At 56.1% G+C, this 25789-nt stretch carries 18 protein-coding genes; 3 read left to right on the top strand and 15 right to left on the bottom strand.

The genetic code is table 11. The features are described from left to right. Positions 1 to 59: 59 nt before the first annotated feature. The 3 genes from IAI47_RS04160 to cysJ are packed head-to-tail and all read right to left on the bottom strand — an operon-like array spanning position 60 to position 4317. Entirely contained in the window at positions 60 to 794 is a 735-nt protein-coding gene (locus IAI47_RS04160; protein WP_004571209.1) for a phosphoadenylyl-sulfate reductase, read from the bottom strand. Beyond that, complete coding sequence (cysI, locus tag IAI47_RS04155; RefSeq protein ID WP_004571210.1) at positions 791 to 2512, bottom strand: assimilatory sulfite reductase (NADPH) hemoprotein subunit; 1722 nt, start codon at positions 2510 to 2512, stop codon at positions 791 to 793. The genes IAI47_RS04160 and cysI overlap by 4 nt, the downstream gene beginning before the upstream one ends. Beyond that, positions 2512 to 4317, bottom strand: coding sequence for an NADPH-dependent assimilatory sulfite reductase flavoprotein subunit (gene cysJ / locus IAI47_RS04150; RefSeq protein ID WP_033743630.1), 1806 nt, complete (start codon positions 4315 to 4317; stop codon positions 2512 to 2514). Before cysJ ends, cysI begins: the two co-directional genes overlap by 1 nt. A 298-nt stretch (positions 4318 to 4615) precedes the next feature. Between cysJ and queD the strand changes: the two genes are divergently transcribed. Continuing rightward, the gene (gene queD, locus IAI47_RS04145; RefSeq protein ID WP_004571212.1) at positions 4616 to 4975 is read left to right on the top strand and encodes a 6-carboxytetrahydropterin synthase QueD; all 360 of its coding nucleotides are present in this window, start codon (positions 4616 to 4618) and stop codon (positions 4973 to 4975) included. 94 nt (positions 4976 to 5069) lie between these two features. On the opposite strand, the gene queE is transcribed toward queD, so the two are convergent. From queE to rlmD, 6 genes are all read right to left on the bottom strand, one after another. Next, the gene (queE, locus tag IAI47_RS04140) at positions 5070 to 5741 is read right to left on the bottom strand and encodes a 7-carboxy-7-deazaguanine synthase QueE (RefSeq protein WP_008927111.1); all 672 of its coding nucleotides are present in this window, start codon (positions 5739 to 5741) and stop codon (positions 5070 to 5072) included. A 149-nt stretch (positions 5742 to 5890) separates the two neighbouring features. Beyond that, the gene (gene eno / locus IAI47_RS04135) at positions 5891 to 7186 is read right to left on the bottom strand and encodes a phosphopyruvate hydratase (protein WP_008927112.1); all 1296 of its coding nucleotides are present in this window, start codon (positions 7184 to 7186) and stop codon (positions 5891 to 5893) included. Between the two features lie 76 nt (positions 7187 to 7262). Then, positions 7263 to 8900, bottom strand: a complete 1638-nt coding sequence (pyrG, locus tag IAI47_RS04130; protein WP_003854607.1) for a glutamine hydrolyzing CTP synthase — start codon at positions 8898 to 8900, stop codon at positions 7263 to 7265. Between the two features lie 230 nt (positions 8901 to 9130). Further along, complete coding sequence (gene mazG / locus IAI47_RS04125; RefSeq protein WP_008927113.1) at positions 9131 to 9919, bottom strand: nucleoside triphosphate pyrophosphohydrolase; 789 nt, start codon at positions 9917 to 9919, stop codon at positions 9131 to 9133. 158 nt (positions 9920 to 10077) lie between these two features. After that, the gene (relA, locus tag IAI47_RS04120) at positions 10078 to 12309 is read right to left on the bottom strand and encodes a GTP diphosphokinase (protein WP_003854613.1); all 2232 of its coding nucleotides are present in this window, start codon (positions 12307 to 12309) and stop codon (positions 10078 to 10080) included. 29 nt (positions 12310 to 12338) lie between these two features. Then, the gene (gene rlmD / locus IAI47_RS04115) at positions 12339 to 13655 is read right to left on the bottom strand and encodes a 23S rRNA (uracil(1939)-C(5))-methyltransferase RlmD (protein WP_003854615.1); all 1317 of its coding nucleotides are present in this window, start codon (positions 13653 to 13655) and stop codon (positions 12339 to 12341) included. A gap of 94 nt (positions 13656 to 13749) precedes the next feature. Between rlmD and barA the strand changes: the two genes are divergently transcribed. Continuing rightward, complete coding sequence (gene barA / locus IAI47_RS04110; protein ID WP_008927114.1) at positions 13750 to 16479, top strand: two-component sensor histidine kinase BarA; 2730 nt, start codon at positions 13750 to 13752, stop codon at positions 16477 to 16479. Between the two features lie 188 nt (positions 16480 to 16667). On the opposite strand, the gene IAI47_RS04105 is transcribed toward barA, so the two are convergent. From IAI47_RS04105 to IAI47_RS04080, 6 genes are all read right to left on the bottom strand, one after another. Further along, positions 16668 to 17807 carry a glycerate kinase gene (locus IAI47_RS04105; RefSeq protein WP_003854619.1) on the bottom strand — a complete coding sequence of 380 codons (1140 nt, stop codon included), beginning with the start codon at positions 17805 to 17807 and terminating at the stop codon, positions 16668 to 16670. A 74-nt stretch (positions 17808 to 17881) separates the two neighbouring features. Further along, positions 17882 to 18766 (bottom strand): 2-hydroxy-3-oxopropionate reductase, encoded by an 885-nt coding sequence (gene garR / locus IAI47_RS04100; RefSeq protein WP_003854621.1) that lies wholly within the window; start codon positions 18764 to 18766, stop codon positions 17882 to 17884. A gap of 19 nt (positions 18767 to 18785) precedes the next feature. Then, positions 18786 to 19556: a 2-dehydro-3-deoxyglucarate aldolase gene (gene garL / locus IAI47_RS04095; RefSeq protein ID WP_003854622.1), complete on the bottom strand. Its 771-nt coding sequence runs from the start codon at positions 19554 to 19556 to the stop codon at positions 18786 to 18788. Positions 19557 to 19601: 45 nt separating this feature from the next. Next, positions 19602 to 20933 (bottom strand): glucarate dehydratase, encoded by a 1332-nt coding sequence (gene gudD / locus IAI47_RS04090; RefSeq protein WP_008927115.1) that lies wholly within the window; start codon positions 20931 to 20933, stop codon positions 19602 to 19604. Between the two features lie 10 nt (positions 20934 to 20943). Then, positions 20944 to 22290 carry an enolase C-terminal domain-like protein gene (locus IAI47_RS04085; RefSeq protein WP_008927116.1) on the bottom strand — a complete coding sequence of 449 codons (1347 nt, stop codon included), beginning with the start codon at positions 22288 to 22290 and terminating at the stop codon, positions 20944 to 20946. After that, a complete protein-coding gene (locus IAI47_RS04080) occupies positions 22287 to 23648 on the bottom strand; it encodes an MFS transporter (protein ID WP_003854623.1) in 1362 nt (453 codons plus the stop codon). Before IAI47_RS04080 ends, IAI47_RS04085 begins: the two co-directional genes overlap by 4 nt. A 574-nt stretch (positions 23649 to 24222) precedes the next feature. Here IAI47_RS04080 and garD point away from each other — a divergent pair. Then, complete coding sequence (gene garD / locus IAI47_RS04075; protein WP_008927117.1) at positions 24223 to 25782, top strand: galactarate dehydratase; 1560 nt, start codon at positions 24223 to 24225, stop codon at positions 25780 to 25782. The last annotated feature ends 7 nt before the right edge of the window (positions 25783 to 25789 follow it).

Below are 25789 nucleotides of genomic sequence, written 5' to 3'. Positions count from 1 at the left end.
TTTCCGCCTGACCGTCAAGAAGCACTTCTCTCCCTGATTTCAGGGAGAGAAGCTCGGTATTACCCTTCGTGCAGACCACACTCGCGCTTGAGACCGAAGAAGCGTGTCTCTTCTTCTGCCATACCCGGCTCCCACTTGCGGGTGGTGTGGGTATCGCCCACTGAAAGATAGCCTTCATCCCACAGCGGATGGTACTTAAGCTTGTGCTGCTCCAGGTACTGATGAATCTGGCGGTTATCCCAGTCGATAATCGGCAGCAGCTTAAAGACGCCACGCTGTACACCCAGCACCGGCAGATTCGCCCGGCTGCCTGACTGGTCGCGGCGGAGGCCAGCAAACCAGGTCTGCGCGCCCAGGGTTTCGATGGCGCGGTTCATCGGCTCGACTTTGTTAATCTCGTTATATTTCTCAATCCCCTCGACGCCCTGCTCCCACAGTTTGCCGTAACGCGCTTCCTGCCAGGCCGGTGAGGTCTCGGCGCGAAACACTTTGAGGTTGAGGTTGAGCTGGTCCGCCAGCTCATCAATAAAACGATAGGTCTCCGGGAACAGATAGCCGGTGTCAGTCAGGATCACCGGAATATCGGGCTGCTGGCGCGTCACCAGGTGCAGCGACACCGCGGCCTGAATACCGAAACTGGAGGAGAGCACATAAGCGCCCGGCAGATTCTCCAGCGCCCAGCTGACCCGCTCTTCCGCTGATGACTTCTCCAGCTGCGCATTGGTCGCGGCCAGCGCCATGGCACGCTGGACTTTGGACATCTCATTCAGTGCTGCGAGGTCGGGCTGACTCATTTTGCTTCCTCCCAAAAATCGCGTGCCGGGTCCAGCACCGGCGCAACAATGCCCGCGCGGATGGTGAAGTCACCAAAGCCTTCTGCGGCCTGGCGCTCGGTGGCCCAGCGTCCCACCAGCTCATCAATCGTGGCGAGAATTTCGCTTTCGTTAATGTTTTCACGGTACATACGGGGAATACGCGTTCCGCTGCGGTTTCCGCCCAGATGCAGGTTGTAGCGGCCTGGCGCTTTACCCACCAGACCCAGCTCAGCCAGCATGGCACGGCCGCAACCGTTCGGACAACCGGTAACGCGTAACACTATGTGCTCATCGCCGACGCCATGCGCGTGCATGATGCCTTCTACTTTGGTCACAAACGCTGGCAGGAAACGTTCGGCTTCTGCCATCGCCAGCGGACAGGTCGGGAACGCGACGCAGGCCATCGAGTTTTCGCGCTGAGGCGTAACCTGATCCATCAGACCATGCTCACGGGCGATCGCTTCGATCTGCGCTTTCTCACTTTCCGGCACGCCTGCCACAATCAGATTCTGGTTGGCGGTCAGACGGAAATCACCCTGATGAATTTTCGCAATTTCAGCGATGCCGCTTTTCAGCGGTCGGCCCGGATAATCGAGCAGACGACCATTTTCAATAAACAGCGTCAGGTGCCATTTGTTGTCGATGCCTTTGATCCAGCCAATACGATCGCCACGGGTGGTGAACTCATACGGACGAATCGGCTCAAACGTCACACCAGCACGTTTTTCAACTTCCGCTTTAAACGTCTCGACGCCAACGCGTTCCAGGGTGTATTTGGTTTTGGCGTTTTTACGATCGGTACGGTTGCCCCAGTCGCGCTGAGTCGTCACAACCGCCTCGGCCACATCAAGGATCTTCTCTACCGGGAAGTATCCAAACTCGCTGGCGGTGCGCGCGTAAGTCGCTTTGTTACCGTGCTCGATCGACAGGCCGCCGCCCACCAGCAGGTTGAAGCCCACCAGCTTGCCATTCTCAGCGACCGCAACAAAGTTCAGATCGTTGGCGTGCAGATCCACATCGTTGTGCGGCGGAATCACGACTGTGGTTTTGAATTTACGCGGCAGATAGGTTTCACCGAGAATCGGCTCTTCATCAGTGGTTGCGACTTTTTCTTTATCCCACCAGATCTCTGCATAGGCACGGGTGCGCGGCAGCAGATGCTCAGAGAGCTTCTTCGCCCACTCATAGGCTTCCTGATGCAGCTCAGACTCTACCGGGTTCGAGGTACAGAGCACGTTACGGTTTACGTCGTTGGCGGTCGCCAGCGCATCCAGTCCCACTTCATGCAGCATCTGATGCGTCGGCTTGACGTTCTTCTTCAGAATGCCGTGAAACTGGAAGGTCTGACGGTTGGTCAGACGGATGCTGCCGTAAATGGTTTTATCGGTAGCAAATTTGTCGATAGCCAGCCACTGGGTCGGCGTAATGATGCCGCCCGGCAGTCGGCAGCGCAGCATCATTGCGTGACGCGGCTCCAGCTTCTGCTCGGCACGTTCGGCGCGAATGTCGCGGTCATCCTGCTGGTACATGCCGTGAAAGCGGATCAGCAGGAAGTTGTCGCCGGTGAAACCGCCGGTCAGACCTTCTTCCAGATCTTCTTTGATGGTGCCGCGCAGATAGTTGCTCTGCTTCTTCAGACGCTCAGCGTCTGTTAATTTGCCTTCGACAACCAGCGGTCCAGGGTGTTTATCGCTCATTAGTAAACGTCTCGCTGATAACGGCGCTCAATGCGCAGCTCACTTAAAAATTCGTCGGCCGTTTCACGATCCATTCCGCCGTGTTCGACCACCACATCCAGCAGTGCCTGCTCGACGTCTTTTGCCATACGGTTCGCATCGCCACAGACATAAAGATGCGCGCCCTCTTCAATCCAGCGCCAGACTTCGGCCCCTTTCGCACGGATCTTATCCTGTACGTAAATCTTCTCTGCCTGATCGCGTGACCAGGCGAGGTCGATATTCGTCAGCAGGCCATCCTTCACATATTTCTGCCACTCCACCTGGTAGAGGAAATCGTCGGTGAAGTGCGGATTACCAAAGAATAGCCAGTTTTTACCGCTGGCACCGTCGTTGTCGCGCTGCTGCATAAAGGCGCGGAACGGCGCGATGCCGGTGCCCGGACCAATCATGATCACAGGCGCGTCCGGATTAGCCGGCAGGCGGAAATTGTCGTTGTGTTCGATGAAGACCCGGACCTCGCCCTCTTCTTCGATGCGATCGGCCAGCCAGGTCGAAGCCCCGCCGCCGCGCTGGCGACCTTCAATATCAAAGCGCACCGCACCTACGGTGATGTGTACTTCGGACTCGGTTTCGGCCTGCGAGGAGGCAATAGAGTAGAGTCGCGGCGTCAGCGGTCGCAGCAGGCCGGTCAGCTGTTCTGCGGTGAGCTCAGCCGGGGCCAGACGCACCATATCCACAATCGGATAGTGCTGCGCATACTGCTGCAGCCTGGCTTTATCATCCACCAGTGACAGCAGCTCGGCGTTGCGGGACAGCTGGGCGTACTGCGCCACGATCTGCGCAGTATTCACCGTCAGCTCGAAATGCTTCTGCAGCGCCTCAGCCAGCGGCAGGGTTTTGCCCTGAACCTCTACTGACTCATCGCCTTTCAGCCAGACCAGCTCCAGCAGCTCGCTGACCAGCGCCGCGTCATTTTCATACCAGACGCCCAGCGCATCGCCAGGCTGGTAGCGGAGACCCGAGTCGCCCAGATCGATTTCGATATGGCGCACATCTTTGTCTGAGTCACGTCCGGTGATTTTCTGATTTACCGCCAGACTGGCGCTGAGCGGAGACTCTTTGCTGTAGGGACTGGTGGTGACTTCGTTGACGCTGCCTGCCGCTGTCGCCGCAGCCTGCGCCGGGGATTCGGTCGGCACGCGCTTTTTCAGAATTTCCGTCAGCGCACTGCGCCAGGCGGAAGCCTGCTCAGCATACTCAACATCCGCATCGACGCGATCCAGCAGACGCTCGCCACCCAGCTCTGCCAGACGGTTGTCAAAATCTTTGCCCGCCTGACTGAAAAATTCGTACGAGGTGTCGCCCAGGCCAAACACCGCAAAGGCTGCACCGGCCATTTTCGGTGCCTTTTTCGACATCAGGAATTTATGCAGTGCCACCGCCTCTTCCGGCGGCTCACCTTCGCCCTGGGTGGAGGTCACCACGACCAGCATTTTTTCCTGGCCAATCTGTTTGAACTTGTAATCACCGGCGTTCACCAGGTTTACGTTGAGCTTCGCGGCCAGCAGGTCATCACGCAACTGCTCAGCCAGACGACGGGCATTGCCAGTCTGGGAGGCAGAAAGCAGCGTAATGGCGGGCACGTCTACCGGAGCGGGTGTACTGCCTGCGACGGCGCTACCTGGCGTCTGTTCTACCCGACCCCAGAAATAGCCGGACAGCCACGCCAGTTGAGTCGGGGAATAATCTGTCGTCGCCGCCTGTAAGCGGGCGAGTTGTTCCGGTGAGAGCGGAAGCATAGAACCAGGTGCCTGAGTCGTCATCGCGTTAAAAATTCCAGTATCAGAAGTCCGGACCGTAAATGGCGGAAGAGTGCGTAGGTTACCGGTCTGTATATTAACGATTAAATACACCTTCGACATATCAAATAACCAAAATGACTAAAGGGTTTTCCAGGTAGGCATAATCGTTAAAAGTGGTAAGCAAAGCGGTGATATATCAGTTGATTAGCTGGTTACCGGGAATTAACGCCGCGGGAAACGTATCGGTTTGTGCGGTGCGGGTGCGAAAAAAGCGGTAATCAGGTAGAATTCAGCGGTTTTTTAATGTCTGAGAACCACTATGTCTACCACCTTGTTTAAAGAGTTCCAGTTCGAAGCCGCGCACCATCTACCGAATGTGCCGGCCGGACACAAATGTGGCCGTCTGCACGGTCATTCGTTCCTGGTTCGTCTGGAGATTACCGGCGAAGTGGATGCGCATACCGGCTGGGTTATGGATTTTGCTGAACTGAAGGCGGCGTTTAAGCCCCTCTATAATCGGCTGGATCACTACTATCTGAATGATATTCCTGGCCTGGAAAATCCCACCAGCGAAGTGCTGGCAAAATGGATCTGGGATCAGATGAAGCCAGAACTGCCGCTGTTAAGCGCGGTGATGATCAAAGAAACCTGCACTGCAGGCTGCGTTTACCGCGGCTAAGCCTGTCGGATCGAACCCTTCGATCCGACGCTATTTCCTCTCTGTCCCGCCCTTCACGCTCGTTTCCCCGCGATTAACCACGCAATACGCTTAATCAGGCAATATTCAGGTACTTATGGGTTTGCATCGACAGACGCCAGTTACGTGCAATGCAGGTCTCGATGCAGAGTCGGGTGGCATCATCTTTGCGGCTGATCGGCTGTAACGCGATGATCCGGGCTTTAGTGTCGTCTATTCCTGCCAGCAGCAGATCCAGCGCGTCCACATCACGCTCGCGCGCCACCGGATGCTTGATTTCATCGGCCCGGCTCAGCGCCTGAGGCAGCACATCATAACCGCCGCGCATGTTGACTTTCGGGGAGACGGTCACCCAGGTCTGTTCGGAACAGTGAATCTCGTGCGTTCCGCTGGTCTCAATCTGACATTGAAAACCGTGCTGTTCCAGCGCAGTCGTTAACGGACGCAGATCGTAAATCGCCGGTTCGCCGCCGGTAATCACCACGTGCCGGGCCGTCCAGCCCTGCTGTGCAATGGCATTCACCAGGGTCGCCGCGTCGGCATCACCCCACGCATCGCTTTCCACTGTCTTGATCAAAATATCGCCCAGCGACGTTTCCCGATCTGTCCGCTTTTCCCAGGTGTGTTTGGTATCGCACCAGCTACAGCCCACCGGGCATCCCTGTAAGCGAATGAAAATGGCAGGCACGCCGGTGTAATAACCTTCGCCCTGCAGTGTCTGGAACATTTCGTTAATCGGGTAGAACATTTTTTACTCGCCTGGAGAAATCGGGGCGCTGATTATGCCAGCGTGTGCCGCACAACAACAGCTGCGCGACACGAAAAAGCAAAAGCCCCGCACAAGGCGGGGCTTTCAGAATATGCGATGCCGCTTAACGCGACATCAGCACAGGGTCATTACTGACCTTTAACTTCTTTCAGACCGTTGAATGGCGCTTTAGAACCCAGCGCTTCTTCGATACGGATCAGCTGGTTGTACTTAGCAACACGGTCAGAACGGCTCATTGAACCGGTTTTGATCTGGCCCGCTGCAGTACCTACCGCCAGGTCAGCGATGGTGGCATCTTCGGTTTCGCCTGAACGGTGAGAGATCACGGCAGTGTAGCCTGCGTCTTTCGCCATTTTGATCGCAGCCAGGGTTTCGGTCAGAGAACCGATCTGGTTGAATTTGATCAGAATGGAGTTAGCGATACCTTTATCGATACCTTCTTTCAGGATTTTGGTGTTGGTGACGAACAGATCATCGCCCACCAGCTGGATTTTGTCGCCCAGCACTTTAGTCTGGTAAGCGAAGCCGTCCCAGTCAGATTCGTCCAGGCCATCTTCGATAGAAACGATCGGATACTGTTTAGTCAGATCTTCCAGGAAGTGGGTGAACTCTTCAGAGGTAAACGCTTTACCGCCTTCACCGGCCAGAACATATTTGCCATCTTTGTAGAACTCAGATGCTGCACAGTCCATTGCCAGGGTGATGTCTTTACCCAGCTCGTAGCCTGCTGCTTTTACCGCTTCAGCGATAACGGCCAGGGCTTCTGCGTTAGAACCCAGGTTAGGCGCGTAGCCACCTTCGTCACCCACTGCAGTGCTCATGCCTTTGCTTTTCAGCACTTTTGCCAGGTTGTGGAAAACTTCAGAACCCATACGGATGGCTTCTTTCAGGTTTGCTGCACCAACCGGCTGAATCATGAATTCCTGGATGTCGACGTTGTTGTCGGCATGCTCGCCGCCGTTGATGATGTTCATCATTGGCAGTGGCATAGAGTATTTGCCTGGGGTGCCGTTCAGTTCAGCGATGTGCTCATACAGCGGCTGACCTTTAGAGGCTGCAGCAGCTTTAGCCGCTGCCAGTGAAACGGCCAGAATGGCGTTAGCACCGAAGTTAGATTTGTTCTCAGTACCGTCCAGGTCGATCATGATCTTATCGATGTTCGCCTGATCTTTCGCGTCTTTGCCTTTTACCGCTTCAGCAATCGGACCGTTTACTGCAGCAACGGCTTTGGTTACGCCTTTGCCCAGGAAACGTGATTTGTCACCGTCACGCAGTTCCAGCGCTTCGCGTGAACCGGTAGAGGCACCTGATGGCGCAGCGGCCAGGCCAACGAAACCGCCTTCCAGATGCACTTCAGCTTCAACAGTCGGGTTACCACGTGAGTCGATAATTTCGCGACCGATGACTTTTACGATTTTGGACATTACGATTTTCCTCAGTACAAGTTAGTCAATCCTAAGACAGGCAACGCGCGAAAAGTTCGCGCGCTGCCTGTGAAACTTACTTCGCTAAACGCTTCTGATGCTCATGCGCGGCTTTAACAAAGCCGGCAAACAACGGATGGCCGTCGCGTGGGGTCGAGGTAAACTCAGGGTGGAACTGGCAAGCCACAAACCACGGATGGTTCGGGAGTTCGATAATCTCAACCAGTTGATCATCACCCGAGCGACCTGCTACGCGCAGACCGGCTGCTTCAATCTGCTTTAACAGCATATTGTTCACTTCATAGCGGTGGCGATGGCGCTCAACGATGGTGTCAGAGCCGTAGAGCTGGCGAACCTGACTGCCCGGCGTTAACTGACACTGCTGGCTGCCCAGACGCATAGTGCCGCCCAGATCGCTCTGCTCGCTGCGGACTTCGACGTTGCCATCTTCGTCACGCCATTCGGTGATTAATGCCACCACCGGATATTTACAGTCTGGCACAAATTCAGTGGAGTTGGCGCCAGGCATGCCAGCGACATTGCGGGCAAACTCCATCAGCGCGACCTGCATACCCAGGCAGATGCCGAGGTAAGGCACGTTGTTTTCACGTGCGTATTGCGCGGTCATCAGCTTGCCTTCCACGCCACGGTAACCGAAGCCACCTGGAATCAGAATCGCATCCAAATCTTTCAGTAATTCGACACCACGTGACTCAACATCCTGCGAATCGATCAGTTTGATGTTCACAGTGACGCGATTTTTCAGGCCGCCATGTTTCAGCGCTTCGATGACTGACTTGTAGGCATCCGGCAGCTCAACATACTTGCCCACCATACCGATGGTGACTTCACCACCCGGATTGGCTTCTTCGTAAATCACCTGCTCCCACTCAGCCAGGTTGGCTTCCGGTGCATTCAGGTTGAAGCGCTTACAGATATAGTCATCCAGGCCCTGCGACTTCAGCATGCCAGGAATCTTGTAGATGGAATCAACGTCTTTCAGCGAAATAACCGCTTTTTCAGGGACGTTACAGAACAGGGCGATTTTGGCACGTTCATTGGCCGGTACGGCACGGTCAGAACGGCAAATCAGCACATCTGGCTGGATACCAATCGACAGCAGCTCTTTTACAGAGTGCTGAGTCGGTTTCGTTTTCACTTCACCCGCCGCCGCCATATAAGGCACCAGCGTCAGGTGCATATACATCGTGTGTTCGCGGCCCACATCCACGGCCATCTGGCGAATCGCTTCCAGGAACGGCAGTGATTCGATATCTCCTACCGTGCCGCCGATTTCAACCAGCACCACATCATGACCTTCACCGCCTTCAATGATGCGTTCTTTGATGGCGTTGGTGATGTGCGGGATAACCTGAATAGTTGCGCCCAGATAGTCGCCACGGCGTTCTTTGCGCAGGACTTCTGAGTAGATACGGCCAGTGGTGAAGTTGTTACGACGCGACATTTTGGTGCGGATGAAGCGCTCGTAGTGACCCAAATCCAGATCGGTTTCAGCGCCGTCATCAGTGACGAAAACTTCACCGTGCTGTGTCGGGCTCATGGTGCCTGGATCCACGTTGATATACGGGTCCAGCTTCATGATGGTCACGTTCAGACCACGCGCTTCGAGAATGGCTGCGAGGGAGGCTGCGGCAATGCCTTTACCCAGAGAGGAAACGACCCCGCCGGTCACAAAAATATAATTCGTTGTCATGCTGAACCTGAGAGTTTAGGTTTAAAGACGGTGGAATAACCAGGACGGGAAAACAGTATACTGGAAACCGCTATCAGCCACAATTGATGAATCACAGCCATCCTCCAACGCATTGCTGCGTCTTAACATAGCGGATAGCTGCCGATGAAATGTTGATGTGCGTCACAAAGTTGCCGCCGCGCTGAATCGAGTAAGCGTAAACGGCGACTTTATGCACAGCGGTGGAATAATCAGCGCTTCTCGCCCTGTTTCACCTGCTGCCAGGCGGCCTCCATTTGCTCCAGTGTGGCGCCCGGCATGCTGAGACCTTGTGCATTGATAATTGCTTCCACTTCACGGAACCGGCGCTCAAACTTGTCATTCGCCTTTTGCAGTGCGGTTTCCGCTTTGCTGCCAAGATGACGCGAGAGGTTAACCGTGGCAAACAGCAGGTCGCCAATCTCCTCTTCCAGCTTCTCACCATCCACCACGCTCTGCTGCGCCTCGTGCATCACTTCATCAATCTCTTCATGCACTTTTGCCACCACCGGTCCCAGCGTGGTCCAGTCGAAGCCGACGTTGTGACAGCGCTTCTGAATCTTGTGGGCGCGCATCAATGCGGGCAGCGCTTTGGGGATATCATCCAGCGCGGAATGCTGGGCTTTGTCCGCACGCTCGGCAGTTTTAATCGCTTCCCAGTTTTTCAGCACGTCGCTGCTGGTTTCTGCTGTGGCATCGCCAAAAATATGCGGATGACGTCGCTCCAGCTTGTCGCTGATAGCAACACAGATATCCTCGAAATTGAAGCGTTCCTGTTCGCTGGCCATCTGCGCATAGAACACTACCTGAAACAGCAGATCGCCCAGTTCGCCGCGCAGGTCGTCAAAATCTTCGCGCTGAATGGCGTCCAGCACTTCGTAAGTCTCTTCCAGGGTATAGGGCGCAATAGTGGCAAAGGTCTGTTCACGATCCCATGGGCAACCATGCTGTGGATCGCGCAGCGTTTTCATTATGCCAAGCAGGCGCTCAATAGCGTTCATTCAGGCGGTTCCTTGATGAATCAGGTGATGGGCAACGATCAGAGAAGCAAGGCGTGTAACCCGGCCGGATGTGGTGAACAGCATCCGGCCGGGTTTCAGGGTGCAGAAAACGCCCGCGCAACCTCCTGTTGCCGGTTGCTTCAGAGCCTGACTGAATATCAGTGCAGGCGGCGGGCATCAATGATATCAGAGACCTGGTTCAGTCGCGCCAGGACACGTCCCAGAACCTGGTGGTTGTAGATCTCAATATCCATATCGATAGTCGCCAGCTGCTTTTTGGTGTCGCTGCGGCTTGAGACGCCCAGTACATTCACTTTCTCGTTGGCGAGAATCGTGGTGATGTCGCGCAGTAAGCCGCTGCGATCGTTGGCGGTGACACGCACCACCAGCGAGTAACCGCTGGAGTAGCTTTCGCCCCATACCGCATCGACGATACGTTCCGGCGCGTGCGACGTGAGTTCAGCCAGCTGGTCACAGTCCGCGCGGTGAATCGAGATGCCGCGCCCCTGGGTGATGAAGCCGACAATGTCATCCCCCGGAATCGGCTGGCAGCAGCGGGCGATGTGGTGCATCAGATTGCCTACGCCCTCCACGACCACGCGACCACTCTCTTTGCGCGCAGGCTGAGAGTAGGCTTTCTGAGTCAGCTGGCGCAGCGCTTCGCGATCTTCCTCTTCAGCACTCGGCTTGTTCAGCTTCGCCTGCAGGAAGTTAACCATCTGATTCAGACGAATATCGCCGCCGCCAATCGCCGCCAGCAACTCTTCAAGCGAGGTCACGTTATAGCGCGGCAGCAGCAGTTTTTCCGCTTCGCGCAGGCTGATATCAAGCTGATTCAGTTCGTTATCCAGAATCTGCCGTCCGGCGATAATATTCTTGTCGCGATCCTGCTTGCGGAACCAGTTGTGGATCTTCGAGCGTCCACGGCTGGTGGTAATGTAGCCCAGGTTCGGGTTGAGCCAGTCACGGCTCGGGTTCGGCTGTTTCTGGGTAATCACTTCAACCTGGTCGCCCATCTGCAGCTGGTAGGTGAACGGCACGATGCGGCCACCAATTTTTGCGCCGATGCAGCGGTGACCGATGTCACTGTGAATGTGGTAGGCGAAGTCGAGCGGTGTCGAACCTGCGGGCAGATCCACGACGTCACCTTTTGGCGTAAAGACGTAGACCCGGTCATCAAACACCTGGCTACGGACTTCTTCCAGCAACTCGCCGGAGTCAGCCATCTCTTCCTGCCAGCTGATCAGCTTACGCAGCCAGGCAATGCGCTCTTCGTGGCCCGCTGCGCCACGCGCGCTGCTGGAGGTGGGGCCCTCTTTGTACTTCCAGTGTGCCGCAACGCCCAGTTCGGCATCTTCGTGCATCTGTCGGGTACGGATCTGGATCTCCACCGTTTTGCCCTGCGGCCCAAGCACGACGGTATGAATCGACTGGTAGCCGTTGGGCTTGGGGTTGGCCACGTAGTCATCGAACTCGCTGGGCAGATGGCGATAAAGCGTATGTACCGTACCCAGTGCGCCGTAGCAATCCTGCAGGCGGTCGGCGACGATACGCACCGCACGCACATCAAACAGCTCATCAAAGGCCAGCGACTTTTTCTGCATCTTCCGCCAGATGCTGTAGATATGTTTCGGACGACCATAAACTTCGGCGCGCACGCCCTCTTTCGCCATCTCTTTGCGCAGGTTGCTGACAAAATTGTCGATGTACTGCTCACGATCAATTCGCCGCTCATGCAGTAGTTTGGCAATGCGCTTGTATTCGTCGGGATGGAGATAGCGGAAGCAATAATCTTCCAGCTCCCATTTGAGCTGACCGATACCCAGACGGTTGGCCAGAGGTGCATAGATGTTGGTGCTCTCTTTGGCCGCCAGCACCCGCTCATCTTCCGGCGCATCTTTCATTTCGCGCAGGTTCATGATGCGTTCGGCCAGCTTCAGCACTACGCAGCGGAAATCTTCCACCATTGCCAGCAGCATGCGGCGGACATTATCCACCTGTTCAGAGGCCATGGAGTCGTTGTGAATCGCTTTCAGCTGGCGAATGGCGTCCATGTCACGCACGCCGTGCACCAGCGAGACAATGCCTTTACCGACGGCGGTTTCCAGCTCTTCTTCACTGACCACTTCATCGTTAGCCAGCGGGAAAATCAGTGCTGCACACAGGCTTTCAATATCCATGCTGAGCATTGAGAGGATTTCCACCATCTCGATACCGCGCCACAGAAGCAGCGACTGATCGGGATGGCCCTGCGTCTGCGCTTCGCAGTAGCGCCAGGTCTCGGCAACGCGTTGACATGATTGCGGGTTGGCAATACCGAGACTGGCGATCCACTGGTCGAGGGCGAAATCTCCCTCGGTATTTAAATGCGCACTTCTGACCGCAACCATAACCTCTCCTGCACAACGACATTCATCGCTTATGTTTTTCTGAACAGCACCATGGATTCGAGATGACGGGTATGAGGAAACATATCCAGCATCGCGACCCTTTCCAATTGGTAGCCTGCTGACAGCAATATCTGGCTGTCGCGGGCGAGTGTTGTGGGATTACACGAAACATAGACCACACGTTCTGGTGCAAGTTTAACCACATGCGCCATTACGCCCGCAGCCCCGGCGCGTGCCGGATCGAGTAATACCTTGTTAAACCCCTGTGTCGCCCACGGCTGGCGCGACACCTCTTCTTCCAGATTATGCTGAAAGAAACTTACATTTTTAAGATTATTCAAATCAGCATTATACGCTGCCTGCCGCACTAATGCTGCAATCCCCTCCACACCAACCACATTTTGTACGAAGATTCCTACAGGAAGTGTGAAGTTTCCCATGCCACAAAACAGATCCAGCACGCGGTCTTCCGGCTGCAAATCCAGCCAGGCGATCGCCTTCGCGACCATCTGCTGATTCACCCCATCATTAACCTGGATAAAATCCTGTGGATTGAAGGTTAGCTTAAGTTGATGAGAGTGATAAAAGGGCATCGATTCACTTAACGCCGTCAGATTTTCATCGCCCGCATCCAGGAACAGCATCAGCTGATGTTTATGCGAAAACTGTTCCAGTTTTTCACGGTCATCTGTATGCAGCGCATCAAGATGGCGCAGAATCATCAGCGGGCCATTGTCCGCCAGCACCAGTTCCACATGCCCGAGACGCCTGACAGCTCGCAGGTCGCTGAGACACTGGTGCAGCGGAACCAGCAATGCCTCAAGTTCGGGCACTAAAACGGGGCAGTGCTGTATATCGACCAGATCGTTGCTGGCTTCCTGCCGGAATCCCATCTGCAATCGCTGCGCTTTATTTTGCCATTGCAGACCCAGACGCGCACGACGGCGGTAACCCCAGGGCTGACCGGCGATCACCTCATCCACCGCGACACTCTGTGAGGCGGCCTGGCTCAGCATCCGGCTCAGTGCCTGCGCTTTGCTCTGCTGTTGCAGTGCCACATCGGCATGCTGCTGCTGGCAACCGCCGCAGCGATCATAGTGCGGGCAGCGCGGTGTCACCCGAGCCGGACTGCGGCTAATCAGCCGAGTCACTTTCGCCCGGGCAAATTGACGTTTATCCTCTGTAAGCACAATCTCAGCCTGTTCACCCGGCAGGGCACCCGCGACAAACAGGGTTTTGCCCTTGTGGCGTGCCACACCTTGTCCAAACGGGTCAAGCTCCTCAATGGTGACGGTGAGGCGTTGTTGCGTCGTCACGCGCTGTTTTGCAACGTAGAATTGCGCCATAGTGTTATTCATTCTCTTTATCGAAAAACGACCTGCATAGCTTTATCGACAGCATGCACAGGGACGTTAATGCCGGAGTAGCCAGGCGACTATTATGACCAAATACAGCCTTCGGGCGCGAATGATGATTTTAATTCTGGCACCCACGCTGATGGTTGGCCTGCTGCTCAGCTCATTTTTTGTGGTGCACCGCTACAATGAGCTACAGCGACAGGTAATCGATGCCGGGGCCAACATCATCGAACCCCTGGCGATTTCCAGCGAATACAGCATGACCTGGCACAATCGTGATGCCATGCGTGAACTGGTCAGCCTGCTGCATCGTCGCCACTCCGCCATTGTTCGGGCGATCTCGGTGTTTGATAACCACAATCAGCTCTACGTCACCTCCAATCACAAGCAAAACCTCAGCCTGTTGCAACAGGATGACATCCGCGGCCTGCCCGACGATGTTTCAATGGAACGTCACGGCAGCATACTGATTCTGCGCACGCCGATTACCACCGAACGTTACGATGTGGATGAATTACCGGATGAAGATGCCAAGCCATCGGGCAATCCGCTGGGCTATGTGGCAATAGAGCTGGATCTACAGTCAGTGCGTTTACAGCAGTATAAAGAGGTGTTTGTCGCCACGCTGATGCTGCTCTTCTGCCTCTGCCTCGCCATGCTGTTTGCTTACCGTCTGATGCGCGATGTCACCGGCCCCATCCGCAATATGGTCACCACCGTTGACCGCATCCGTCGCGGCCAGCTTGATAGCCGCGTTGAGGGTTACATGCTGGGTGAACTCAGCATTCTGAAAAACGGGATTAACGCGATGGCCATGTCGCTGACTGCCTATCACGAAGAGATGCAGCACAACATCGACCAGGCGACTTACGATCTGCGGGAAACACTGGAACAGCTGGAGATTCAGAACGTTGAGCTGGATCTGGCGAAGAAACGCGCCCAGGAAGCGGCGCGCATCAAATCTGAGTTTCTGGCCAATATGTCCCATGAGCTGCGAACGCCGCTGAATGGCGTGCTGGGCTTTACCCGCCAGATGCTGAAAACCCAGCTGCGCACGACGCAGCGCGACTATATGCAGACCATTGAACGTTCGGCTAATAACCTGCTCAGCATCATCAATGACGTGCTCGATTTCTCGAAGCTGGAAGCGGGCAAGCTGATGCTGGAGGCCATCCCCTTCCCGCTACGCGCCACGCTGGATGAAACTCTGGTGCTGCTGGCGCCGTCGGCACATGATAAAGGGCTGGAGCTGACGGTGGTGTGTGACAGCAGCGTGCCGGATAATGTGATTGGCGATGCGCTGCGCCTGCAACAGATCCTGATCAACCTGATCGGAAACGCCATCAAGTTTACCGAGAAGGGATACATCGGCCTGCGCGTCGGACAGCGGGTGATTACGCAGTCGCGCGTCGAGCTGGAGATTCAGGTTGAGGACAGCGGCATCGGCATCTCTGAGCAGCAACAGACCCAGATGTTCCAGGCGTTTCGTCAGGCTGACGCCAGTATTTCGCGCCGTCATGGCGGTACCGGGCTGGGGCTGGTCATCACCCAGAAACTGGTACGGGAGATGGGCGGCGAAATCACCTTTAGCAGCCAGCCGGATCAAGGCTCTGTCTTTGTCATTCGCGTACAGCTGGATCTTAATCCTAATGCACCCGGCATGCCGCGCGTGCTGGATGCGCTGTCACATGCGCGCATTGCCTACGTGGAACCGGATGCTTATGTTGCCAGCGCAGCGCTGGAGATGCTGAGCGCGACACCGTTGCAGATTGACTACAGCGAAACGCTGGAGGGATTAAAAGCACCTCACTATCCGCTGCTGCTGATGGCGATGCCCGTCGATATCAGCCAGCCCGAACTGCTCAACGAGCGCAGGATTAATGGGCTGCTGGATCGGGCTGACAATGTGCTGATGGCGCTTCCCAGCCCGATGATGTTGCTGGCTGATGAGCTGAAGGCGCGGGGCATTGACGGCTGCATTGCGAAACCAATCTCTCTGACGCGACTCCTGCCGATGTTACTGGATCTCCATACCCGTCAGATGAGTGAACTGCCGCCATCTCCCCGCCTGCCGCTGACGGTGATGGCGGTGGATGATAATCCCGCCAATCTTAAACTGATTGGCGCGCTGCTCGAGGAGCAGGTGCAGAATATCCTGCTGTGCAGCAGCGCTGAACACGCTATTCGCGAGGCTCGCCAGCAGCCGCTGGATGTGATTCTGATGGATATTCAGATGCCTGAGATTGATGGCATTCGCGCCAGCGAAATTATCCGTAGCCTGCCTCAACACGCCAGCACGCCGATTGTGGCAGTGACCGCCCATGCCATTGATGGCGAGCGCGAGCAGTTGATCAAGGCAGGCATGAATGACTACCTTGCGAAGCCAATTGATGAGAGCAAGTTAAGGCAGCTTCTGGCGCGCTATACGCCGCCGCCGGTGGTCCCTGTGCCTGAACTGCTGCCAATATTACCCACGCTCGACTGGCAACTGGCACTGCGACAGGCGGCGAATAAACCCGATCTGGCACGCGATCTGCTGCGGATGCTGCTGGAATTTTTACCGGAAGTGCATGCGAAGATGGCGCAGTTTATGGCGACCAATGAGGTCAACGCCCTGCGTGAGATTATTCACAAGCTGCACGGCAGCGCCAGCTACAGCGGCGTACCGCGCATGAAACAACTCTGCCATCAGCTGGAGCGAGGACTGCTGGAGGCCAGCGACATCGCGGCACTGGAACCGGAGCTGCTGGAGTTGCAGGATGAGATGGAAAACGTCGCCAGAGAAGCCCGTCAGCTGTTAGGAATTGGATAAGGCTGGCGGCAGCTGCCGCCGAACCTGCCACTGTCTCAAACGCTAACCGGCTTGCAGGGCTAACTTACAGCGCGCTGGCCAGAAAAGAGCGTGGTGCTTAAACAGACATTCTGAATATCAACGCCCTTTTCAGTCTGCTCAATGTCCGCTCAATCCGGCTGGGCTTAATAATCAGGTGCGCCTGCCGGTTACCTGAATCCGGCCAGTTTCAGCGTGGCAGCCACGTTACGTGCCGTCATCTCAACATTTTTTCCGGCACTGGCCAGTGCTTCATCCAGCGAACAGATGGTGTAAAGCACGCTGAATACCGCATCGATTCCATGTTGATGCACCACGCCAACATCCGCCGTCAGGCTGCCAGCAATACCAATCACTGGCTTGTTAAAACGTTTTGCCACGCTGGCGACACCAATTGGCACCTTGCCATTAATACTCTGGCTGTCGATACGCCCTTCACCGGTAATCACCAGATCAGCATCTTTCACCTGGTCAGCCAGCCCCAGCGCCTCTGTGACAATTTCAATGCCGCGTCGCAGTTCCGCCCGACAAAAGGCGTGCAGTGCCGCCCCCATCCCGCCCGCTGCACCACCGCCAGGAATGTGCAGGACATCAATATCCAGATCGCGATGAATAATGGCGGCGTAATGCACCAATGCCTGATCGAGCTGCTGCACCAGCGCCGGTGTCGCGCCTTTCTGCGGACCGAAGATGGCCGATGCGCCCTCTTTTCCGGTGAGCGGATTAGAAACATCACACGCCACTTCGATGCGGCACTGATGAATGCGGGCATCCAGTGCATCAATATCAATGCTGGCAAGCGCAGAGAGTGCGCCGCCTCCGTGACCAATCTCGCCGCCCTGGGCGTCCAGCAGTCGGGCGCCGAGCGCCTGCATCATCCCGGCACCGCCATCATTGGTGGCGCTGCCGCCGATACCAATGATGATATGGCCGACGCCCTTATCCAGCGCATGCCTGATCAACTCGCCGGTGCCGAATGAGGTCGTTATCAGCGGGTCACGCTGTGCTGCCGGAACCTGTTCCAGTCCGCTGGCCGCGGCCATTTCGATATAGGCCGTGGACTCATCGCCGGACAGGCCATAAAAGGCATCAACCTGCGTGCCCAACGGTCCGGTCACCTTCAGCCTGACGATTTTTCCCTTCGTCGCCGCCACCATCGCTTCTACCGTGCCTTCGCCACCGTCGGCGACCGGTATTTTCACGTAATGTGCATCGGGGAAGATGTCACGGAAACCCGCTTCAATCGCCGATGCCACATCCAGGGCGGATAAACTCTCTTTATATGAATCCGGTGCGATTACGATTTTCATAGGCAATCCGAGCGCAGTTGGGTGATTGAAACGGCTCTGAACCAGTCCGGTGTTGGGGAGACCGGCATCGGGTTTTAGCGGGCGATTTCAACCTTCGCTAACTTCTCATAATAGCAGGCCAGTGCGCTGTGGTCGGCGTTACCCTGCCCGTCATTGCGCAGCGCCTGCATCATCTCCATCACTGCTGCCGTCAGCGGCAGGTGCGCACCGATGCTGTGCGACGTATCCAGCGCGTTCGCCAGATCTTTGATGTGCAGGTCAATCCGGAAACCGGGCTTGAAGTTACGATCCATCACCATCGGCGCTTTGGCATCCAGCACCGTGCTGCCCGCCAGGCCGCCACGAATCGCCTGATAAACCAGATCCGGATTCACACCCGCTTTGGTCGCCAGCGATAACGCTTCGGACATCGCCGCAATGTTCAGTGCCACAATCACCTGGTTAGCCAGCTTAGTCACGTTGCCCGCACCGATGTCGCCGGTATGCACCACCGAGCCCGCCATCGCTTTCATGATGTCATAGCAGGAATCGAACACGGCTTTATCACCGCCGACCATCACCGAAAGCGTTCCTTCAATCGCTTTGGGTTCGCCGCCACTGACCGGCGCATCGAGCATTTTGATCTGCTTTTCTGCCAGCGCATCGTGTACCTCACGGCTCGCCAGCGGCGCAATGGAACTCATGTCGATGACCACCAGACCTGGCTTCGCCCCTTCGATAATGCCGTTTTTCCCCAGGCAGACGTCAATAACCTGCGGTGAATTGGGCACCATGGTAATCACCACATCGCACTGCTCAGCCACCTCTTTTGGCGTTTTCGCCACAGTTGCGCCCAGTTTAGCCAGTTCCGCTTCGTTTTCGGTGTTGTTGTCGCGCACTACCAGCGAATACCCGGCTTTCACCAGATTTTTACTCATGGGTTTGCCCATGATGCCCAGGCCGATAAATCCAATTTTCATGACGTTTCCCCTTAATCGATTAGCGCTTAAATTTGTCGCATAACGCCTGCGAGGCGTTGCGGAACATCCCGACATCGCTGCCGACAGCCACAAAGGTGGCGCCCCACTCCAGATAGCGACGCGCGTCCGCTTCTACCGGTGCCAGAATGCCGCTCGGCTTACCGGCGGCTTTGGCTCGTTCAAAAATGTGCTTAATCACTTTCAGTACTTCGGGATGTGCGGGCTGACCGAGATAGCCCAGCGCAGCGGAGAGATCGCCCGGCCCGACAAAAATGCCGTCGACACCGTCCACCGCTGCGATGGCATCAATGTTGTCAACCGCCTGCTGAGTTTCGATCTGCACCAGCACCGTGATGTTGTCATTGATGGTGCTGTTGTAATCCGGCAGCGTGCCGTACATGTTGCTGCGATGCGACACCGAAACACCACGAATCCCGGCTGGCGGATAGCGGGTTGAGGCAACAGCCCGCAGGGCTTCCTCTTCGGTTTCGACAAACGGCACCAGAAGATTGTTAAACCCGATATCCAGCAGACGCTTAATGATCACCGGCTCGTTGCAGGGCGGACGCACCACGGGCGCACTGTGGCTGCCTTTCAGCGCCATCAGCTGCGGTACAAAGGTGGTGATGTCGTTGGGCGCGTGCTCTCCATCCAGGACCAGCCAGTCGAAACCGGCCAGCCCCAGAATTTCAGTCGAGATCGGACTGGCCAGCGCGCACCAGCTGCCAATCAGGGTATCGCCCGCTAACAGGCGACGACGAAATCCATTGGGCCAGGCTGCATTACTCATGGTTGAACTCCTGTGACGATGGCTCCGCTTGGGGAGCCGAAAAGGTTAACGAACCAGGCATGGGCGCTTATTGTCGAACGTCCATCCCGGCACTAAAAACTGCATCGCTTCAGCATCGTCACGTGCACCCAGTCCCTGCTTCTGATAGAGCGCATTGGCCTGCATCACCTGATCCATATCCAGCTCTACGCCGAGACCCGGTTTCTGCGGCACCTGCACCATACCGCCTTTAATCTGGAACGGCTCTTTGGTCAGACGCTGATTGCCCTCCTGCCAGATCCAGTGGGTATCAATGGCGGTAATCGCACCCGGCGCGGCAGCGGCAACGTGAGTAAACATCGCCAGCGAAATGTCGAAGTGGTTATTGGAGTGCGAGCCCCAGGTCAGACCGAAGTCGTGACACATCTGCGCCACGCGCACCGAACCCTGCATGGTCCAGAAATGTGGGTCAGCCAGCGGAATGTCGACTGACTGCAGCGACAGGGTATGGCCCATCTGCCGCCAGTCGGTGGCGATCATATTGGTGGCCGTTGGCATGCCGGTGGCGCGGCGGAACTCAGCCATCACTTCGCGACCGGAGTAGCCCTGTTCGGCTCCACAAGGATCTTCTGCGTAGGCCAGCACATCTTTAAGCTGTTTGCCGAGCATGATCGCCTCGTTGAGCGACCAGGCTCCGTTGGGATCGAGGGTGATACGGGCTTCAGGAAAACGTTTTGCCAGCGCGGTAACGGCTTCAGCCTCTTCGCCGCCGCGCAGCACGCCGCCTTTGAGTTTGAAATCGTTAAAGCCATATTTCTCATAAGCCGCTTCCGCCAGACGTACGACCGCATCCGGCGTGAGCGCCTCTTCATGGCGCAGGCGATACCAGTCGCACGGATCGTTCTGCTGGTTCTGATAAGAGAGGGAGGTTTTATTGCGGTCGCCGATGTAGAACAGGTAGCCGAGCATCTCCACGCGGTCACGCTGCTGACCGTCACCCAGCAGCGAGGCGACGTTGACGCCCAGGTGCTGACCCAGCAAATCAAGCAGCGCCGCTTCGATACCGGTCACCACATGGATCGTGGTGCGCAGATCAAAGGTCTGGTTACCGCGCCCGTTCGCATCGCGGTCAGCAAAGGTGCTGCGCACCAGGCTGAGGGTATTTTTGTACTCACCCAGCGTTTTGCCGATCACCAGCGAGGCCGCATCTTCCAGCGTCTGGCGAATCTTCTCGCCGCCCGGAATTTCGCCAACACCAGTGTGTCCGGCGTTATCTTTGATAATCACAATGTTGCGGGTAAAGAATGGTGAGTGAGCGCCGCTGAGGTTTAGCAGCATGCTGTCATAGCCTGCGACCGGAATAACCTGCATGGCGGTCACTTTCGGTGTTGAACTCATCTCTTGCTCCTTATGCTGTTGCACGGCCAAATGCCGGACGCTTGCGATCAAAAGTCCAGCCAGGGACCAGATACTGCATCGCCGTGGCGTCGTTACGCGCACCGGCGGGCAGTGACTGATAAAGCTGATGGGCTTTGTTTACCTGCTCCCAGTCGAGCTCAATGCCCAGGCCAGGCGCATCCGGTACGGCAATTTTGCCGTTGCGGATTTGCAGCGGATTTTTCGTCAGGCGCTGATCGCCCTCCTGCCAGATCCAGTGGGTATCAATCGCGGTCGGGTTGCCTGGCGCTGCTGCACCCACATGGGTAAACATCGCCAGCGAAATATCAAAGTGGTTATTGGAGTGACAGCCCCAGGTGAGGCCCCATTCATCGCACAGCTGCGCGACCCGAACAGCACCGCTCAGCGTCCAGAAATGCGGATCGGCCAGCGGAATATCGACCGCATTGACCATCACCGCGTGGTTCATCTCGCGCCAGTTGGTGGCGATCATATTTGTGGCGACGGGCAGGCCGGTTGCGCGCCGGAACTCAGCCATCACTTCCCGGCCCGAATAGCCCTGCTCCGCGCCACAGGGGTCTTCGGCGTAGCTCAGCACATCCTGCATTCCTTTACACAGCGCGATGGCTTCATCCAGCAGCCAGGCTCCATTAGGATCGACGGTGATACGGGCATCGGGAAAACGCTGCTTGAGCGCCGCCGCCGTGGCGATCTCCTGCTCACCCGGCAGCACGCCACCTTTGAGCTTGAAATCTTTAAAGCCATATTTATCCTGTGCCGCTTCAGCCAGGCGCACGACAGCATCGCTGGTCAGTGCTTCCTGATGACGCAGGTGATACCAGTCGTGGCTGGCCTGATCACCGCTAAGATAGGGAAGATCGGTTTTACGGCGGTCGCCAAGATAGAACAGGTAGCCCAGCACCGTGACTTCATCACGCTGTTTGCCCGGCCCCAGCAGTTCAGCCACCGGTACGCCCAGACACTGTCCCAGCAGATCGAGCAGCGCGGCTTCAAGCGCAGCCACCGCATTGACCCGCAATTCAAAGGTCCATGCACCGTTACCGAAAGTGGTGAAGTCGGCGGACTGATTGCCTTTGTGCACCTGCTGCACCAGACGATTCATTCGGGCAATCTGCTGGCCTTTCACCTGCGGAATCGCCTCCACCAGCGTCTGATAGATGGTGTCGCCGCCCGGCGCCTCACCGACGCCGGTGTGACCGGCGCTATCAGTGAGCACCACAATGTTGCGGGTAAAACAGGCGTTGTGTGCACCGCCAATATTGAGCAGCATACTGTCATAACCGGCGACCGGGATAACCCGCATGTCAGTAATCACCGGCGAACTTTGCGTATTCATGATGCATCCTTACCAGGCCAGGTTTTCAGTTCGACACGTTTGATATCCCCGGCAATGACCAGGAAGCTGAATGCCGCGACAAAGGCGTGAATCCCCACATAAACCAGCGCGCCTTCAAATGAACCGCTGGTGGCAATGATGTAACCGATGGCGATAGGCGTGACGATGCCGGAGAAGTTACCGAACATGTTGAACAAACCACCGCTCAGGCCGCTGATCTCTTTCGGCGCGGTATCTGCCATCACCGCCCAGCCCAGCGCGCCGATGCCTTTACCAAAGAAGGCCAGTGCCATAAAGAACACCACCATCCATTCGGTATTGGTGTAGTTACACATCACCATTGAGATAGAGAGCAGCATGCCGAGAACGATTGGCGTTTTACGTGCGATATTCAGCGAGCCGGTTTTACGCATCAGCCAGTCAGAGATCACCCCGCCCAGTACGCCGCCGAGGAAGCCGCACACCGCCGGAATCGACGCAACAAAGCCCGCTTTAAGAATCGACATGCCGCGCGCCTGTACCAGATAGACCGGGAACCAGGTGATAAAGAAGTAGGTTAAGGCGTTAACACAGTATTGACCGAGATAGATGCCCAGCATCATGCGTGACGTCAGCAGCTGTTTGATCTGGAACCACTTCTCGCTCCAGCTCACTTTTCGGGTGTTCTTTTTGACATCCATGTTGATGAGCGCGCCGCCCTGTTCCATGTACTCCAGTTCAGCTTTATTCACGCCAGGATGATCGGTGGGATCGTGTATCACTTTGAGCCAGATGAAACTGAGGATGATGCCCAGGCCGCCCATGAACCAGAACACGTGCGCCCAGCCCACGGAAGAGACCAGCCAGCCCATAATCGGTGCGAAGATCACGGTGGCAAAGTATTGGGCCGAGTTGAAGATCGCCACCGCCGTGCCGCGTTCCTGCGCCGGGAACCAGGCTGCGACTATGCGGCTGTTGCCCGGGAAAGAAGGTGCTTCAGCCAGGCCGACCAGGAAACGCAGAATAAACAGCGACATGATGATGCCAAAGCCGCTGAACAGATCGACGAACCCTTGCAGAAAGGTAAACAGCGACCAGGTGAAGATGCTCCAGAAGTAGACGCGTTTTGAGCCGAAGCGATCGAGCAGCCAGCCGCCCGGAATCTGACCAATGACATACGCCCATGAGAACGCTGAGAAGATATAGCCAAGTCCGACTGAATCAAGGCCGATATCTTTGGACATCGCCGAACCGGCAATTGAAATGGTTGCGCGGTCACCGTAGTTGAATGAGGTGACGATAAATAACATCACCACAATCCAGTAACGGGCATTGGTGCGCTTCTGCACCGTTTCCGCGGTCTGGCTGAAACTATTCATGATGCACTCCTGAAATATAGCGTGAGCTACATCCGCTCTGACTGCATACACATCGCGTTGGGTATCAGAGAGAAATTGGGTTAAACACGGCGATCTTTTTGTTTTGGCAAACTTTTATTTATTCATCCGGCTGCTGACAGCTGCGGTCATTAACGCGCCTTTGCCCCTGCATCAGATGAGGAATACGTCGTGACAGATAACCTGACTTTGGCTAACGAAACTCAGTATAAGAACAGCCCGTAGCGATCACATTGGCGTATCGCCCTGGAATAAACTTATTAATGAAGTGATTATCTTGCGGATGCACAAAAGGCTGCGGTGTGGCTCACGAAAGTGGCAAATACCATGGCGAAATTAGCCGCTGACGACGCTTTCCCCCGCTGTTTGTGAGGTTCTTCACTTGCTTTTGGATAAGCGACCCAAAACAACGCGGTGAAATACCTCAATGGTGGTCATTTGCACAATGCGCCACGTGCGACGCCTCCCTATACTGAAGCTGGCAAACACGCGTGTGACAGATCAGAACATTACAACGTGCCGCACAAGTACGGCACGACAGACAGGAAGGTGAGCGATGAAACCCAATACAGATGAACAACCGCTCTATATCAAAGTCCATGAGCACGACAATGTCGCGATTGTGGTCAACAGCCTGGGTCTGCCAGCCGGCACGCAGTTTGCGGATGGCCTGACGCTTACTGAACATGTGCCGCAGGGCCATAAAGTGGCGCTAAGCGCCATTAACCAGGGTGCAGAGATCGTGCGATATGGTGAAGTTATCGGCTATGCGCTGCGGGATATTGCCCAGGGCAGCTGGATTGATGAATCTCTTGTTGCGCTGCCAGAAGCCCCTCCGCTGGAGAGCCTGCCGTTAGCCACGCAGGTTCCGCCTGATTTGCCGCCGTTAGAAGGTTACACCTTTGAAGGTTACCGGAATGCGGATGGGAGTGTAGGCACGCGTAACCTGCTCGGCATCACCACCAGTGTCCACTGCGTGGCGGGTGTGGTGGATCATGTCGTGCAGATCATTGAACGGGATCTGCTGCCACGCTTTCCGAATGTGGATGGCGTCGTCGCCCTGAACCATCTTTATGGCTGTGGTGTGGCGATCAACGCGCCTGCTGCGGTGGTGCCGATTCGCACTATTCATAATCTGGCACTGAATGCCAATTTCGGCGGCGAAGTGATGATCGTCAGTCTGGGTTGCGAAAAGTTGCAGCCTGAGCGCCTGCTGACCGGCACGCCTGACGTGCAGGCCATTTCACTGGACGACCATGACATCGTGCGTTTGCAGGATGAAAAGCTGGTGGGTTTCGGTGCGATGGTGAATGAGATTCTGCAGGTCGCAGAACGTCATCTTCAGCGGCTCAATGCGCGCCAGCGCGAAACCTGCTCCGCTGCAGAACTGATTGTGGGTATGCAGTGTGGAGGCAGCGATGCGTTCTCAGGCGTCACGGCGAATCCGGCGGTGGGCTTCGCCTCTGATCTGCTGGTGCGCTGCGGGGCGACCGTGATGTTCTCTGAAGTCACTGAAGTGCGTGATGCCATTCACCTGCTGACGCCACGGGTGATCAATCAGGAAGTTGGTAAGCGCTTACTGGAGGAGATGGCCTGGTATGACAATTACCTCGACCAGGGCCAGACTGATCGCAGCGCTAACCCGTCTCCCGGCAACAAAAAAGGCGGCCTGGCCAACGTAGTGGAAAAAGCACTGGGATCGATCGCCAAATCGGGACGCAGCGCCATTGTCGAAGTGCTCTCGCCGGGTCAACGGCCTACGCGGCGTGGATTAATTTATGCGGCGACGCCCGCCAGCGATTTTGTCTGCGGCACGCAGCAACTGGCATCCGGTATCACGTTACAGGTGTTCACGACCGGGCGCGGAACGCCTTACGGTCTGGCCGCGATTCCGGTGATCAAGATGGCGACGCGCAATGCGCTGGCAGAGCGCTGGCACGATCTGATGGACATCAATGCCGGAACGATTGCGACGGGTGAAGAGAGTATTGAGCAGGTGGGCTGGCGACTGTTTGAGTTGATTCTGGACATTGCCAGCGGCAGGAAGCAGACCTGGTCCGATCGCTGGGGTATCCGTAATCAGCTGGCTGTGTTTAACCCGGCGCCTGTCACCTGATATCGTC

The sequence above is a fragment of the Pantoea sp. MT58 genome (assembly GCF_014495885.1).
Classification (GTDB): domain Bacteria; phylum Pseudomonadota; class Gammaproteobacteria; order Enterobacterales; family Enterobacteriaceae; genus Pantoea; species Pantoea eucalypti.
This window is presented reverse-complemented; position numbering and strand designations above follow the sequence as displayed.